This is a genomic window from Pseudomonas fluorescens (genome assembly GCF_900215245.1).
Classification (GTDB): Bacteria; Pseudomonadota; Gammaproteobacteria; order Pseudomonadales; family Pseudomonadaceae; genus Aquipseudomonas; species Aquipseudomonas fluorescens.
On sequence record NZ_LT907842.1, the window covers coordinates 2801725 to 2816368 of the forward strand.

The 14644-nt window shown below is 60.8% G+C and carries 14 protein-coding genes; 11 read left to right on the forward strand and 3 right to left on the reverse strand.

Annotation, left to right across the window (positions count from 1 at the left end; genetic code table 11):
- Positions 1-15: 15 nt before the first annotated feature.
- Positions 16-1551 carry an HDOD domain-containing protein gene (locus tag CPH89_RS12915; protein WP_053254040.1) on the reverse strand — a complete coding sequence of 512 codons (1536 nt, stop codon included), beginning with the start codon at positions 1549-1551 and terminating at the stop codon, positions 16-18.
- Between the two features lie 166 nt (positions 1552-1717).
- On the opposite strand from CPH89_RS12915, the gene motA reads away from it, so the two are divergent.
- Together motA and motB are read left to right on the forward strand one after the other, a co-directional pair.
- Positions 1718-2569, forward strand: coding sequence for a flagellar motor stator protein MotA (motA, locus tag CPH89_RS12920; protein ID WP_053254041.1), 852 nt, complete (start codon positions 1718-1720; stop codon positions 2567-2569).
- A gap of 3 nt (positions 2570-2572) precedes the next feature.
- On the forward strand, positions 2573-3601 hold the full coding sequence (gene motB, locus CPH89_RS12925) for a flagellar motor protein MotB (RefSeq protein WP_053254042.1): 1029 nt from the start codon (positions 2573-2575) through the stop codon (positions 3599-3601).
- A 49-nt stretch (positions 3602-3650) separates the two neighbouring features.
- Here motB and rsgA read toward each other — a convergent pair whose 3' ends face one another.
- The gene (rsgA, locus tag CPH89_RS12930) at positions 3651-4682 is read right to left on the reverse strand and encodes a small ribosomal subunit biogenesis GTPase RsgA (protein WP_032890468.1); all 1032 of its coding nucleotides are present in this window, start codon (positions 4680-4682) and stop codon (positions 3651-3653) included.
- A 108-nt stretch (positions 4683-4790) separates the two neighbouring features.
- On the opposite strand from rsgA, the gene orn reads away from it, so the two are divergent.
- Positions 4791-5333, forward strand: coding sequence for an oligoribonuclease (gene orn, locus CPH89_RS12935; protein ID WP_003171343.1), 543 nt, complete (start codon positions 4791-4793; stop codon positions 5331-5333).
- Between the two features lie 191 nt (positions 5334-5524).
- The gene (locus CPH89_RS12940; RefSeq protein ID WP_169875734.1) at positions 5525-6142 is read left to right on the forward strand and encodes a trimeric intracellular cation channel family protein; all 618 of its coding nucleotides are present in this window, start codon (positions 5525-5527) and stop codon (positions 6140-6142) included.
- Here the strand turns inward: CPH89_RS12940 and queG are convergent.
- Positions 6139-7203 carry a tRNA epoxyqueuosine(34) reductase QueG gene (gene queG / locus CPH89_RS12945; RefSeq protein ID WP_053254044.1) on the reverse strand — a complete coding sequence of 355 codons (1065 nt, stop codon included), beginning with the start codon at positions 7201-7203 and terminating at the stop codon, positions 6139-6141. The genes CPH89_RS12940 and queG overlap by 4 nt on opposite strands.
- 63 nt (positions 7204-7266) lie before the next feature.
- On the opposite strand from queG, the gene CPH89_RS12950 reads away from it, so the two are divergent.
- The 7 genes from CPH89_RS12950 to hflX all read left to right on the forward strand — a co-directional run bounded on the left by CPH89_RS12950 (position 7267) and on the right by hflX (position 14576).
- Positions 7267-8127 (forward strand): NAD(P)H-hydrate dehydratase, encoded by an 861-nt coding sequence (locus tag CPH89_RS12950; RefSeq protein ID WP_053254045.1) that lies wholly within the window; start codon positions 7267-7269, stop codon positions 8125-8127.
- Positions 8115-8585 (forward strand): tRNA (adenosine(37)-N6)-threonylcarbamoyltransferase complex ATPase subunit type 1 TsaE, encoded by a 471-nt coding sequence (gene tsaE / locus CPH89_RS12955; RefSeq protein ID WP_053254046.1) that lies wholly within the window; start codon positions 8115-8117, stop codon positions 8583-8585. The genes CPH89_RS12950 and tsaE overlap by 13 nt, the downstream gene beginning before the upstream one ends.
- Positions 8586-8602: 17 nt before the next feature.
- Positions 8603-10024, forward strand: a complete 1422-nt coding sequence (locus CPH89_RS12960) for an N-acetylmuramoyl-L-alanine amidase (RefSeq protein WP_053254047.1) — start codon at positions 8603-8605, stop codon at positions 10022-10024.
- Entirely contained in the window at positions 10024-11937 is a 1914-nt protein-coding gene (gene mutL, locus CPH89_RS12965; protein WP_053254048.1) for a DNA mismatch repair endonuclease MutL, read from the forward strand. Before CPH89_RS12960 ends, mutL begins: the two co-directional genes overlap by 1 nt.
- A complete protein-coding gene (gene miaA / locus CPH89_RS12970; RefSeq protein ID WP_053254049.1) occupies positions 11937-12908 on the forward strand; it encodes a tRNA (adenosine(37)-N6)-dimethylallyltransferase MiaA in 972 nt (323 codons plus the stop codon). The genes mutL and miaA overlap by 1 nt, the downstream gene beginning before the upstream one ends.
- A 93-nt stretch (positions 12909-13001) precedes the next feature.
- Entirely contained in the window at positions 13002-13262 is a 261-nt protein-coding gene (gene hfq / locus CPH89_RS12975) for an RNA chaperone Hfq (RefSeq protein WP_003188059.1), read from the forward strand.
- Between the two features lie 12 nt (positions 13263-13274).
- On the forward strand, positions 13275-14576 hold the full coding sequence (gene hflX / locus CPH89_RS12980; RefSeq protein ID WP_053254050.1) for a ribosome rescue GTPase HflX: 1302 nt from the start codon (positions 13275-13277) through the stop codon (positions 14574-14576).
- Positions 14577-14644 lie beyond the last annotated feature (68 nt).

The window sequence follows — 14644 nt, forward strand, 5'->3', positions numbered from 1 at the left end:
ATTGTAGCGCAAGCATCAGGCGCTGCGGTTGGTAAAGCTGTGCAGCGCTTTCTCGATGCATTGAGCGGTTTTGCCGAACGCCTGCACGGTGGTTTCCGAGAAGGGACCGCCGCCCTGGTCGGCGACCATCAGCATCACCACGCGACCGTTACAGCTCAGGGAGCGCAACAGCAGGTGTTCGCCGGTAAACAAACGACGCAGGACCGGCGGTAACAACGCGGAAAATTGCGCGTGGTTGTCCGGCGTGAGGCGCACCTGGGCGGACTTTTCCAGCAGGCGCTGCAGCAGCGTGCTGTTGACCACATCCAGGCTCAGGTTCGCGGCGTCCCTGGGCAAACCGTCGGCTTGATGCACGCGCAAGGTGCTCAGGGCGCGGTCGGCCATAAACAGCAGTACCCGTTGCATACCGCTGGCGACCAGGGCTTCTTTGGCGCACGTGGTCAGGTGCATGGCGTTGGCAAAGCGGCTCGGCTCGACCAGCAATTCGGTGCAGCGCTTGCGCCACACGGCCAAGGCTTCAGCGGTGGGAGGCGCTGCAGGCAACAAGCCGCGATGGATTTTCTGCACATGCCACGGCCAGATCAGTGACAACGCCGGGTGCCAAAGATCGGGCATCAGGGTGGTGCGGGCGCTGGTCACCGCTTGCTGGTGAACCTGCTGCTGCACCTCACTCAACGGCTCCTGCAAGTACAGCGCGGTGAGGTATTGCCAGCGCTCGGTGTGCGGGCAGGTCCACGATTCCTGGGCCGACATCGCCAGGCCGTTGGCCAGTAGCACGGTGTTGGCCGGCTGGTTGAGCCAGCGCCGCAGATTGGGGTCGGCATCCAGTAATTGCTGGTGGCGCAGCGCGTCATCTTCACGGGCGATGTGCAGCGCCTTGACCAGCAAGCGCTGCTCGCTCAGCAGCAGGTTATAGCCCTGGGATACCCAGATCGGCAGGTGCCAGGCTTCGGTCAAGCCGAGGCACAAGTCCAGCAGGCGTACACCAAACAGTTCTTTCTCGACCTGGCGTGCCGACTGGCCTTTATGAATAACGCGCAGTTCCCATTCTTCCAGGAGCTTGGGGTACGCGACAGCCATCGGCCACAGCGGCGACAAAAACAGCAAGCTGCCCCAGTGAATGTCTTGCCACAACCGCGCGAGGCGGCTGGCGAACAAGCCGTTGGCCTGCTGGGAAGCGTGCTGGCTCACCAGCAGCAGTTGCCGAAGGGCTACGGGGATGTCTTTTTCCGGCAAAGAGGGCAGGCGCGCCAACAGTTCCTCGGCGCGTTTCAGGCCCAGGCGGTTAAGCGCGACTTCAAGGTTTTCCGCCGGCCCCGACAGGCTGCCGTGGGCCTGGCTATTGGCCTCGCGCATTACGCTGAGCACCAGCGCCGGGCTGTGTTGCATCAGCTCGGCAATATCTCGCAACGAGCTGCGGCTATCGCGAATGGCTTTGCACACGCGCTCGTGGCTGGCCTGGGGAACGGGCAGCAGCACCTCGTCCAGGCGCTTGATCCAAGCAACGAGTGTGGTGGGTTTTGTACTTGGGACTGTCGTTTCATTAGCCATGATTGGGGCGCGATCATCACTTGCGTTCTACACGCCCGGAACGGGCCGAATTGGCTTTTCGCCTTAACGGGCTATAGTCTGGCGCAGTTTTGCCGATAAGTAGAACAAGAGTTTTCGGCTGCACCCAATATGTCCATGAACCCGACGGCACAAGTACCAATCCCCTATGGCTAAAATTATCGGCATCATCGTCGTCTTCGCAAGCGTACTCGGTGGGTACGTTCTGTCCCACGGTAAAATTGCTGCGCTGATCCAGCCCTTCGAAGTGATGATTATCGGCGGTGCGGCCTTGGGTGCATTCTTGCAGGCCAACCCCGGCTACATGACCATGCACGTGATCAAGAAGTCGCTGGGCATGTTCAGCTCGCGTTTCTCCCACACCTTCTATTTGGAAGTGCTGGGGCTGGTCTACGAGATCCTCAACAAGAGCCGCCGTGAAGGCATGATGGCCATCGAAGGCGACATTGAAGACGCCGCCGCCAGCCCGATTTTCGCCAAGTACCCGGCCGTGCTCAAAGACGAGCGCATGACCGCCTACATCTGTGATTACCTGCGCATCATGTCCTCCGGCAACATGGCCCCCCATGAGCTGGAAGGCCTGTTCGACATGGAGCTGTTCAGCCTCAAGGAAGAGCTGGAACACCCGTCTCACGCGGTGACCGGCGTTGCCGACGCCATGCCTGGTTTTGGTATCGTCGCGGCGGTACTCGGTATTGTGGTGACCATGGCGTCCCTGGGCGAAGGCGACCAGAAGGCGATTGGCATGCACGTGGGTGCAGCCCTCGTCGGTACCTTCTTCGGTATTCTCGCGGCCTATGGTTTCTTCGGCCCGCTCGCTACCTGCCTGGCCCACGATGCCAAGGAAGAGGTCAACCTCTACGAAGCGATCAAAGCGTGCCTGGTGGCTTCGGCGTCCGGTATGCCGCCATCGCTGGCAGTGGAGTTCGGGCGCAAGGTGCTGTACCCGAAACATCGCCCAAGTTTCTCCGAGCTGGAACAAGCGGTTCGCGGTCGCTAAACCATGGAAAACAACCAGCCGATAATCATCAAGCGCGTCAAGCGCTTCGCTGCGGGGCACCACGGTGGTGCCTGGAAAATCGCCTTCGCCGACTTCGCGACGGCGATGATGGCGTTCTTTCTGGTGCTGTGGCTGATGTCTACCGCCACGCCGGAACAAAAAATCGCCATCGCCGGTTACTTCAAAGACCCGATAGGCTTTTCGGAAAGTGGTACACCCTTTGTGATTGACCTGGGCGGCTCGCCGCAGCTGGCACCCGAGCGCACCATCAACCCCGAGGTCAAGACCGAATCGCCGCAGGAAAACATCCCGATCGAGCGCGACACTGTTGAGAGCATGGCCGAGCAGGTCGAGAAAGAGCGCCTCGAGTTGTTGCTGCAGGAACTGCAGACCAAGGTTGAAGAAAACCCGCAACTGCTGAAATTCAAGGATCAGATTTCTTTCGAAATCACCCCGGAAGGTTTGCGCATCCAGATCACCGACGCCGCCAACCGGCCGATGTTCGACTCTGGCAGTGCGCGTTTGAAGCCGTACTTTGAAGACATCCTGCTGGCCATGGCCGACACGATCAAGGCGGTGCCGAACAAGATCAGCATCAGTGGCCACACCGACGCCAAGCCGTATGCGGGGCAGGGCGACTTCGGCAACTGGGAACTGTCGGCCAACCGTGCCAACGCTGCGCGGCGTGCGCTGGTGGCGGGCAGCTATCCGGACCCGCAAGTGGCGCGCGTGGTGGGTTTCGCGTCCTCGCAGCTGTTCGATCCGAAGGACCCGTTCAACCCGATCAACCGTCGGATCGATATCGTGGTGCTGACCAAAAAAGCCCAGCGTGCGATCGAAGGCGATCAAGGCGCGGCCCCATCGGCACCGAACCAAGGTGCTGGGGCGCCAGGCGAAGTGCCGGCTGATCCGAACGCCATTCCACCCGGGCAGGAGCCGTTGCCGGCGCATGAGCTGCGGCAGAAACTGAACCTGTTTGATGATGGCGGGGTGAAAGATCCCACGGCGCCTGCACCGGCGCCCGGGTCGTAACCCTCATGCAAAAAGGCCGCGATGATCGCGGCCTTTTTGTCTCTGCAGTTTAGTAACTGCTCTCAGGCAAACTCGCAATAATCGAACGATAGCTGTTCATGCGCTGCTGCTGCACGCGGCCATCTTCCAGGGCCTTGAGCAGTGCACAACCCGGCTCGCGGTCGTGTTTGCAATCGCGGAAGCGGCAGGTGCCGATCAGGTCGTTGAACTCGATGAAGCCCGCTTCCACATCGCTGCGGCTGACGTGGCCGAGGCCGAATTCACGAATCCCTGGGGAGTCGATCAGTTCACCGCCGCCGGGGAAGTGGAACAGCCGTGCAGTGGTGGTGGTGTGAGTGCCCTGGCCGGACAGCTCCGACAGCGGGCCGACACGGGTGTCGACTTCCGGCAGCAGGCTGTTGACCAGCGACGACTTGCCCACGCCAGACTGGCCGACAAACACGCTGATGCGTCCGTCCAACTGCTGTTGCAGCTGTTCCATGCCGTTGCCGTGATGTGCCGAGACCTCCAGCACCGGGTAACCCAGGGTGCGATAGACCGCCAGCAACGCATTGAGCGCCGGGGCGTTCTGCTCGTCGATCAGGTCGAATTTGTTCAGCAGCAACAACGGGCGAATGCCCGCATGCTCGGCGGCGACCAAATAGCGGTCGATCAGGTTGGCATGCGGCTCGGGCAGCGGCGCGAACACGATCACGATCATGTCGACGTTGGCCGCCACCGGCTTGAGCTGGCCGCGGCTGTCAGGCCGGCGCAGTTCGGTGGTACGCGGCAATTGGGCGACGATAACGCCGATGCCCTGGTTGCCGGCGCGCCAGACCACTTTGTCGCCGGTCACCAGCGCAGGCAGGTTGGCGCGCAGGTGGCAACGGGATACCTGGCCGGCGAGTTCGCCTTCGAGCGCCTCGACTTCGACCTGCACACCAAAGTGCGCGATCACCAGGCCCGTTTGTTCGGGGCCCAGGTCGCCGCCCTCGAGCGCTTCCACGGCGGAGGATTCACGTTTGGCGGCGCGAGCAGCGCGCTCACCTTGAATCTTTTCGATGCGCCAGTTTTGGCGACGATTGAGCTGGCGTTTGGCCATTGGTGTTCCGTGTCGATAATGCAAAGGTTGGGTGAAACGGTCGCGAGTCTAGCACGGCCCCGCCTGCTAAACTGCGCAGCTACGCTAAGGTGCCAAGAGAATCAAGCCATGCAAAACCCACAGAACCTGATTTGGATCGATCTGGAAATGACCGGTCTGAACCCCGACACCGACGTCATCATCGAGATGGCGACCATTGTCACCGACAGCAACCTCAACACCTTGGCCGAAGGTCCGGTGATCGCCATCCATCACAGCGATGCCGTCCTCGCCACCATGGATGAGTGGAACACCCGCACCCACGGCAACTCCGGCCTCACCCAGCGCGTACGCGACAGCCGTATCAGCATGGCTGAAGCGGAAGCCGAAACCATCGCGTTCCTGGAAAAATGGGTGCCCAAGGGCAAGTCGCCGATCTGCGGCAACAGCATCTGCCAGGACCGCCGCTTCCTTTATACGCACATGAAGGGGCTGGAAAGCTACTTCCACTACCGCAACCTGGATGTGTCCACCTTGAAAGAGCTGGCGGCACGCTGGGCGCCGGAAGTGAAGGACAGCTTCCATAAAGGCAGCACTCACTTGGCACTGGACGATATCCGCGAATCGATCGCCGAGCTGCAGCATTACCGCAAGCATTTCATCAAGGCTTGAATCTGTGGCGCCTGGCCCGGCGTCTTCGCGAGCAAGCCCGCTCCCACCTTCGACCGCATTCCAATGGACGGACGCGGTTAAATGTGGGCGCGGGCTTGCTCGCGAAGGGCGTGCCTCGGTCTTTCGCCAAGCGCCCTCTTTTGGTGCCATCAGCAAATGATTAGACTGCCGGCCTCTTTGCAAGGATCGCCATCATGTTGTTGATGCTCTACCTCATCGCCATCACCGCCGAAGCCATGACCGGCGCCCTGTCCGCGGGTCGGCGCGGCATGGACTGGTTTGGTGTGGTGCTGATCGCCTGCGTCACGGCGCTGGGCGGCGGTTCGGTGCGTGATGTGCTGTTGGGGCATTACCCGCTGACCTGGGTCAAACACCCGGAATACCTGGTGCTGACCTCGATCGCCGCGCTGGTGACGATCTTTATTGCGCCGCTGATGCGTCACCTGCGTTCGCTGTTCCTGGCACTCGATGCGGTGGGGTTGGTGGCCTTCACCCTGATTGGCTGCATGACTGCACTGGAAATGGGCCACGGCATGCTGGTGGCTTCGGTCAGCGGCGTTATTACCGGGGTGTTCGGCGGTATCCTGCGGGATATCTTCTGCAACGACATCCCGCTGATCTTCCGTCGTGAACTATATGCCAGCGTGTCGTTCCTTGCCGCCTGGTTCTACATGCTGTGCCTGTACCTGGAACTGCCCAGCGAGCAGGCGATTTTGCTCACCTTGTTCAGCGGCTTTCTATTGCGCCTGCTGGCGATCCGTTTTCACTGGGAAATGCCCAAATTCGTCTACAACGACGACGTACACTAGCGTGTAGCGTGCTGGTTCAGCGCCCACTCCACGTGCTCGCGCACCAGGTCCGAGGGGTAGTCGCGGCGCGCCTTCAAGGCTTCGAGCACGGGAATGCTCGACGGCGCATTGCCCAGGCCCACTGCCAGGTTGCGCAGCCAGCGCTCATAACCGGCGCGACGTAGGGGCGAGCCTTCAGTGCTGGTGAGGAATTTATCCTCGTCCCACATAAACAGTTCGGCCAGTTCTGCGTTATCCAGGTTATGCCGGGGCTTGAAATCGCCCTCATCGGTAGCGCGGGCGAAACGATTCCACGGGCAAACGATCTGACAGTCATCGCAGCCGAACACGCGATTGCCGATCAGTGGGCGCAGGTCTTCCGGGATTGCGCTCTTGAGCTCGATGGTCAGGTAGGAAATGCAGCGTCGTGCGTCCAGTACGTAGGGGCCGACGAAGGCATTAGTGGGGCAGATGTCCAGGCAGGCCGTGCAGCGGCCGCAGTGCTCGCTGGTGTGAGGGGCGTCAACCGGCAGGGGCAAATCGACAAACAGTTCGCTCAAAAAGAAATAACTGCCGGCCTTGCGATTGAGTACCAGGGTGTTTTTGCCGATCCAACCCAGGCCTGCCTGTTCGGCAATGGCTTTTTCCAGCACGGGCGCGCTGTCGACAAACGCGCGAAAGCCGAACGGGCCGATCTGTGCCTGAATGCGGTCGGCCAGTTGCTGCACGCGTTTGCGGATCAGCTTGTGGTAATCGCGGCCGAGGGCGTAACGGGATATGTAGGCTTTCTCTGGCTTTGCCAGCAGTTGCGCCATTTGGGTATCGCCTGGCAGATAATCCATGCGCAGCGACACCACGCGCAGAGTGCCCGGCACCAGTTGATCGGGATGGGAGCGTTTGCTGCCATGGGCGCCCATGTATTCCATCTCGCCGTGGTAACCCGCGTCGAGCCAGCGTTGCAGGTGCTGTTCATGCTCGGCCAGGTCCAGGCCGCTGATGCCGACTTGTTGAAAGCCCAGTTCGCGGCCCCAGTCTTTGATCGATTGGGCGAGGGCGGGCAGATCGGTGGTGATGGCAGGCATGAGACAAGGGAAACCGCAGGTTAGATAGGTATAATTCTGCCAGACATCGGAGCTTGAAGACGCATGCCGCAGACAAAACACGCAATAACCGACGTACAGCCGCTGTTGCACGGCCATTTGCCGCAACTCGCTGCGCGCGCCCCGGACGCCCATAAAGGCCAATTCGGCCACCTGCTGGTCATCGGCGGCGACCGAGGCTTTGGCGGTGCGGCACTGTTGAGTGCCGAAAGCGCCCTGCGCAGTGGCGCGGGCATGGTGTCCCTGGCGACCCGGCCTGAACACGTGCCGGCGGCACTGGCGCGCTTGCCGGAAGTCATGACCGTCGGCGTGAGTTCGGCCAACCAGTTGATGGGGTTGCTGGAAAAAATCTCAGTCATTGTCATCGGCCCCGGTCTGGGCGCGGCGTCCTGGGGTAAAAGCCTGTTGTCCGTCGCTGCTAATGCCCAGCAGCCGCAAGTCTGGGATGCCGATGCGTTGAATCAGTTGGCCACGGGCGGCGTAAGCCTTCCAGCCAACAGCGTGATTACCCCACACCCTGGCGAGGCGGCTCGGTTGATGGGCATCACGACAGTCGAGGTTCAGGCTGATCGCCTTAAGGTGGCGCGCGCGTTGAGCCAGAAATTCAATGCAGTGACTATTCTCAAGGGTGCTGGCAGTTTGATTGCTAGCCCGGACGGCCGCGTTTCACGCTGTGATCAAGGCCACCCGGCGATGGCCACCGCCGGTTTGGGTGACGTCCTGAGTGGTGTGGTGGGCGCCTTACTTGCCCAGGGCATGCCGGCTTATGAAGCCAGCTGCCTGGCCGTGTGGTTGCACGCCACAGCGGGGGATCGCCAGGGCACCTATGGTCGCGGCTTGGCTGCCAGTGACCTGATACCTGCCATTCGTCAATTGCTGGAGGAGCAGTCGCCGTGTCTGAAGTAACCCTTTTCCTGGCAGATGAAGATGCCATGGTCGCGTTCGGGAATCGCATTGCCCACGTGACGGCCGGTGCCGGGTTGATCTTCCTGGAGGGCGACTTGGGGGCCGGAAAAACCACACTGTCTCGTGGGATTATTCGTGGGTTGGGACACGCCGGGGCAGTAAAAAGCCCTACGTTCACTTTGGTCGAACCCTATGAGATCGGTGATGTTCGCGCCTTCCACTTCGACCTCTATCGCCTGGTAGATCCTGAAGAACTGGAGTACATGGGCATCCGTGATTATTTTGACGAAGATGCGTTGTGCCTGATCGAGTGGCCAGATAAAGGCACAGGCTTTTTGCCAAAGCCGGACCTGACCATTACCATTACGCCGCATGACCACGGACGTCAGCTGAAGTTGTTGCCCCAGAGTGCGCGCGGTGAGTCGTGGTGCGCTGCTCTGGCATTGGAATTCAAATAAAATTGGTGGGGTTTGGTATGCGCTTTCGCGCGATGGTTGCTGTCGTAGGGGTGTTGCTTGCGGCAATGACTTTCAATGCTCTGGCTGCTTCACAGGTGAAAAGTGTGCGCCTGTGGCGAGCGCCGGATAACACGCGACTGGTGTTTGACCTGTCTGGCCCGGTCCAGCACAGCGTCTTTACCCTGACGGCGCCCGATCGCCTGGTGATCGACATCAATGGTGCGACCCTGGCCGCGCCGCTGAAAGTCTCCACTGCCAACACGCCGATTACGTCGATGCGCTCGGCTCAGCGTACGCCGACCGATCTGCGGGTGGTCATCGACCTGAAAAAGGCCGTGACCCCGAAAAGTTTTGTGCTGGCGCCAAACGCCCAATACGGTAACCGGCTGGTGGTCGACCTGTTCGACAACGCCGCCGATGCCGCGCCGCCGCCGGCACCAACGCCAAGTGTTGCGACCGTGCCGGCAGTGCCCGTCAACCCGTCGCAACCACAGGTCAAGCTGCCACCGCCGCCGCCTGCGCCTGCGGGCAAGCGCGACATTATCGTGGTGATCGACGCCGGCCACGGCGGTGAAGACCCGGGTGCTTCCGGCTCGCGCGGGCAGCACGAAAAAGACGTGGTACTGGCCATCGCTCGTGAATTGCAGCGTCAGGTCAATGGCATGAAAGGCTATCGCGCCGAGTTGACCCGTACCGGCGACTACTTCATTCCGTTGCGCGGCCGTACTGAAATCGCCCGCAAGAAGGGCGCAGACCTGTTTGTGTCGATCCATGCCGACGCCGCACCTTCGGCCGCCGCCTTTGGCGCCTCGGTGTTTGCCCTGTCGGACCGCGGCGCTACGTCCGAAACCGCACGGTGGCTGGCCGACAGTGAAAACCGTTCCGACTTGATCGGCGGTGCCGGTAACGTGTCCCTCGATGACAAGGATAAAATGCTCGCCGGCGTGCTGCTCGACCTGTCGATGACCGCTTCGCTGACGTCCAGCTTGAACGTCGGCCAAAAGGTGCTGAGCAATATTGGTCGCGTGACCTCGCTGCACAAACAGCGCGTGGAGCAGGCCGGGTTCATGGTGTTGAAGTCGCCGGACATTCCATCGATCCTGGTGGAAACCGGGTTTATCTCCAACGCCAACGAAGCCTCCAAGTTGGCCAGTTCGGGCCACCAACAGGCCCTGGCTCGCTCGATCAGCGCGGGTATTCGTCAGTTCTTCCAGCAGAACCCGCCACCTGGCAGCTACATCGCCTGGCTGCGTGACTCCGGGAAAATCGCCCAGGGCCCGCGAGACCATCGCGTGCAGCCGGGTGACACGCTGGCCATGCTCGCCGTGCGTTTCCAGGTTTCGGCCGCGACCTTGCGCAGCGCCAATAACCTGAAAACCGATGAGCTGAAAGTCGGCCAGGTATTGACCATTCCTGGCACTGAATTGGCGGCGCAGTAATGAGCGAATCAGTGTTGACCAGCGGTTCACGTATTGAGCTGCTCAGCCCGCGCCTTGCCAACCAGATTGCCGCGGGCGAGGTGGTTGAGCGCCCGGCGTCGGTGATCAAGGAGTTGCTGGAAAACAGTATCGACTCGGGTGCCCGGCGCATTGATGTCGACGTGGAGCAGGGCGGCGTCAAGCTGCTGCGGGTGCGCGACGACGGCAGTGGCATCTCTTCGGATGACCTGCCGCTGGCCTTGGCCCGTCACGCCACCAGCAAGATTCGCGACCTAGAAGACCTTGAGCGAGTGATGAGCCTGGGCTTTCGCGGTGAGGCATTGGCGTCCATCAGCTCCGTGGCGCGCCTGACCCTGACTTCCCGTACGCGCAACGCCGAGCAGGCGTGGCAGGTGGAAACCGAAGGCCGCGACATGGCGCCTCGGGTCCAGCCGGCGGCGCACCCGGTGGGGACGTCGGTGGAGGTGCGCGACCTGTTCTTCAACACCCCGGCGCGACGCAAATTCCTCAAGGCTGAAAAAACCGAATTCGATCACCTGCAAGAAGTCATCAAGCGTCTGGCACTGGCGCGCTTCGACGTTGCGTTCCATTTGCGCCACAACGGCAAGACCATCCTCAGTCTGCACGAAGCCAATGACGACGCCGCGCGCGCTCGGCGAGTGGCTGCGGTGTGCGGCGCGGGTTTCCTGGAACAGGCGCTGCCGATTGAAATCGAACGCAACGGCTTGCGGCTGTGGGGTTGGGTTGGCTTGCCGACCTTCTCCCGTAGCCAGGCGGACTTGCAGTATTTCTTTGTGAATGGCCGTGCGGTACGCGACAAGCTGGTGGCCCACGCGGTGCGCCAGGCGTATCGCGACGTGTTGTTCAATGGTCGCCATCCGACGTTTGTACTGTTCTTTGAGGTCGACCCCTCGGTGGTCGACGTCAACGTGCACCCGACCAAACACGAAGTGCGCTTCCGCGACGGGCGCATGGTGCATGACTTCCTGTACGGCACCTTGCACCGCGCCCTGGGCGATGTGCGCCCGGATGACCAGCTGTCGGCGCCGATTGTGACGGCGGTGGTGCGACCTAGCGGGCCGGAAGCCGGTGAATTCGGGCCTCAGGGTGAAATGAGCCTGGCGGCCAACTTGCTGCAATCGACGCCGCCGGCGCCAGCTTTTACAGCGCCGGGCGCCGGGTCGGGCGCCGGTTATCAGTATCAATACACGCCGCGTCCGCAGTCGACGGTGCCGGTAGCCGAGGCCCAGGCGGCCTATCGCGAGTTCTTTGCGCCGCTGCCGGGCGCTGAGCCGGGCGCTGTCGCGTTGCCGGAGGGCGGTGGTGATATTCCGCCGCTGGGCTATGCGCTGGCCCAGCTCAAGGGCATCTACATCTTGGCGGAAAACGCCCACGGCCTGGTGCTGGTGGACATGCACGCCGCCCATGAGCGAATCATGTACGAGCGCCTGAAGATCGCCATGGCCAGTGAAGGCCTCAGCGGCCAGCCCTTGTTGGTGCCAGAATCCCTGGCAGTCAGCCAGCGCGAGGCCGACTGCGCCGAAGAGCACCACAGCGTGTTTCAGAAACTGGGCTTCGAATTGCAGCGCCTCGGCCCGGAAACGTTGGCGATCCGCCAGATTCCCGCGCTGCTCAAGCAGGCTGAGGCCAACCGTTTGGTCGCCGATGTGCTGGCTGACCTGATGGAATATGGCACCAGCGACCGCATCCAGGCACATATCAACGAACTGCTCGGTACCATGGCCTGTCATGGTGCGATCCGCGCCAACCGCCGCCTGGCCCTGCCGGAAATGAACGGTCTGCTGCGCGACATGGAAAACACCGAGCGCAGCGGCCAATGCAACCATGGCCGACCGACCTGGACCCAGATGGGCCTGGACGATCTGGACAAACTGTTCTTGCGCGGCCGTTGATGAGCGCCTTGCCCCCTGCCATCTTCCTGATGGGCCCTACGGCTGCCGGCAAGACCGACCTGGCTATCGAGCTGACCAAGGTGCTGCCGTGCGAGCTGATCAGTGTCGACTCTGCACTGGTTTACCGGGACATGGACATTGGCACTGCCAAACCGTCCAAAGCGCTGTTGGCCGAGCATCCGCACAGGCTGATCGATATCATCGACCCGTCCGAGAGCTATTCCGCAGCGGATTTCCGTACCGATGCCCTGGCCGCCATGGCTGAAATCACTGCGCGGGGCAATATTCCGCTGCTGGTGGGCGGTACGATGCTCTATTACAAGGCTTTGCAGGAAGGCCTGGCGGATATGCCGCCCGCCGACGCACAGGTGCGTGCCGAGCTCGAGGAAGCCGCTGCACGCCTTGGCTGGCAGGCCCTGCACGACCAATTGGCAGCGGTTGATCCGGTGTCCGCCGCGCGCATTCATCCCAACGACCCCCAGCGCCTCACCCGGGCCCTGGAAGTCTGGCGTGTGAGCGGCCAGACCATGACTGAACATAGGCTGAAACAAACTGCGCAAAGTGCTGAAGCAGGCGCATCTGGACAGTCACAATTGCCCTATACTGTGGCGAATCTGGCCATTGCTCCGGCAAATCGCCAGGTGCTGCATGAACGAATTGCACAAAGATTCACAATTATGTTGGAACAGGGGTTTGTGGACGAGGTCGTAGCACTGCGTTCAAGAGGCGATCTGCATGCTGGGTTGCCTTCGATACGTGCTGTTGGCTATCGCCAAGTCTGGGATCATCTGGACGGCAAGCTGACGTCAGCCGAAATGCAGGAGCGCGGCATCATTGCCACGCGCCAATTGGCGAAGCGCCAGTTCACCTGGCTGCGCAGCTGGAGCGATTTGCACTGGTTGGACAGCCTGGACAGCGACAATCTGTCACGCGCCTTGAAATACTTGGGAACGGTCTCCATATTGAGCTGAGTCCTTGCAATTGCCGTCTATCCTTGGGGGTGTGACGGCCATAAGCTATCTATTTTCCGAATTTTATTATTGATCCTTAAAGGAGTGCGGCACATGTCAAAAGGGCATTCGCTACAAGACCCTTACTTGAATACTTTACGTAAAGAGAAAGTTGGGGTTTCCATCTATCTGGTCAACGGTATCAAGTTGCAAGGCACGATCGAGTCGTTCGACCAGTTCGTGATCCTGCTGAAAAACACCGTCAGCCAGATGGTTTACAAGCACGCTATCTCGACAGTCGTTCCAGTCCGTCCTATCCGTCTGCCTAGCGCAGCGGGTGACGAACAGGGTGACGCTGAGCCAGGTAACGCCTGATAGGAGTCTCCTTTGTTCTTTGAGCGCCACGGTGGTGGTGAGCGAGTAATCCTCGTTCACTTGGATGGACAGGACCCTGAGGCGCGCGAAGATCCGCAGGAGTTTCAGGAGTTGGCAAATTCGGCCGGCGCCGAGACCGTTGCGTTTTTTAACGTACCGCGTCATCGGCCAACCGCCAAATACCTGATCGGCAGCGGCAAGGTCGAGGAACTACGCGATCTGGTCCATGCTGAAGAAGCCGATCTGGTGATCTTCAATCACACCCTCACGCCCAGTCAGGAACGTAACCTCGAACGTGTTTTCGAGTGTCGCGTGATCGACCGCACCGGTCTGATTCTCGATATTTTCGCCCAGCGCGCCCGTACCCATGAAGGCAAGCTCCAGGTAGAACTGGCCCAGCTTGACCACATGAGCACCCGCCTGGTTCGTGGCTGGACTCACCTTGAGCGTCAAGGTGGCGGTATCGGCATGCGTGGCCCGGGTGAAACCCAGTTGGAAACCGACCGCCGTCTGCTGCGGGTGCGCCTGCGCCAGATCAAGGGGCGCCTGGAAAAGGTCCGTAGCCAGCGCGAGCAGTCGCGACGCGGCCGGATGCGTGCGGATATCCCTACCGTTTCCCTGGTGGGCTATACCAACGCCGGCAAATCCACACTGTTCAATAACGTGACGAAATCGGACGTGTACGCGACCGACCAACTCTTCGCCACGCTTGATCCGACCTTGCGCCGTCTGGAACTGGACGACCTGGGGCCGATTGTCCTGGCCGACACCGTGGGTTTCATTCGTCACTTGCCCCACAAGCTGGTTGAGGCGTTTCGGTCTACGCTCGAAGAGTCGAGCAACTCCGATTTGCTGCTGCACGTGATCGATGCGGCCGAACCGGATCGCATGTTGCAGATTGAGCAGGTGATGGTGGTGCTGGGCGAGATTGGTGCACAGGACTTGCCGATCCTCGAGGTCTATAACAAACTCGATTTGCTTGAAGGCGTTGAGCCACAAATCCAGCGCGATGAGAACGGCAAGCCCCAGCGGGTATGGTTGTCGGCGCGCGATGGCAGTGGCCTGGAGTTGCTCGAACAGGCCATTGCCGAGTTGCTGGGCAGCGATTTGTTTGTCGGCACCTTGCGCTTGCCTCAGCGTTTTGCTCGACTGCGTGCACAGTTTTTTGAGTTGGGCGCGGTACAGAAAGAAGAATACGACGAAGAAGGTGTCAGCTTGCTGGCCGTTCGATTGCCGCGTTCGGAGCTGAATCGGCTGGTCAGTCGTGAAGGTGTGGTACCGGCCGAGTTCATCGAACAACACACTTTGCAATAAAAGCCTCCTAAAGCGGTTGTGCCGCAGTAGCAGGCATTCTGTAGCATTGGTCGGCGCGCCGTGGGTGC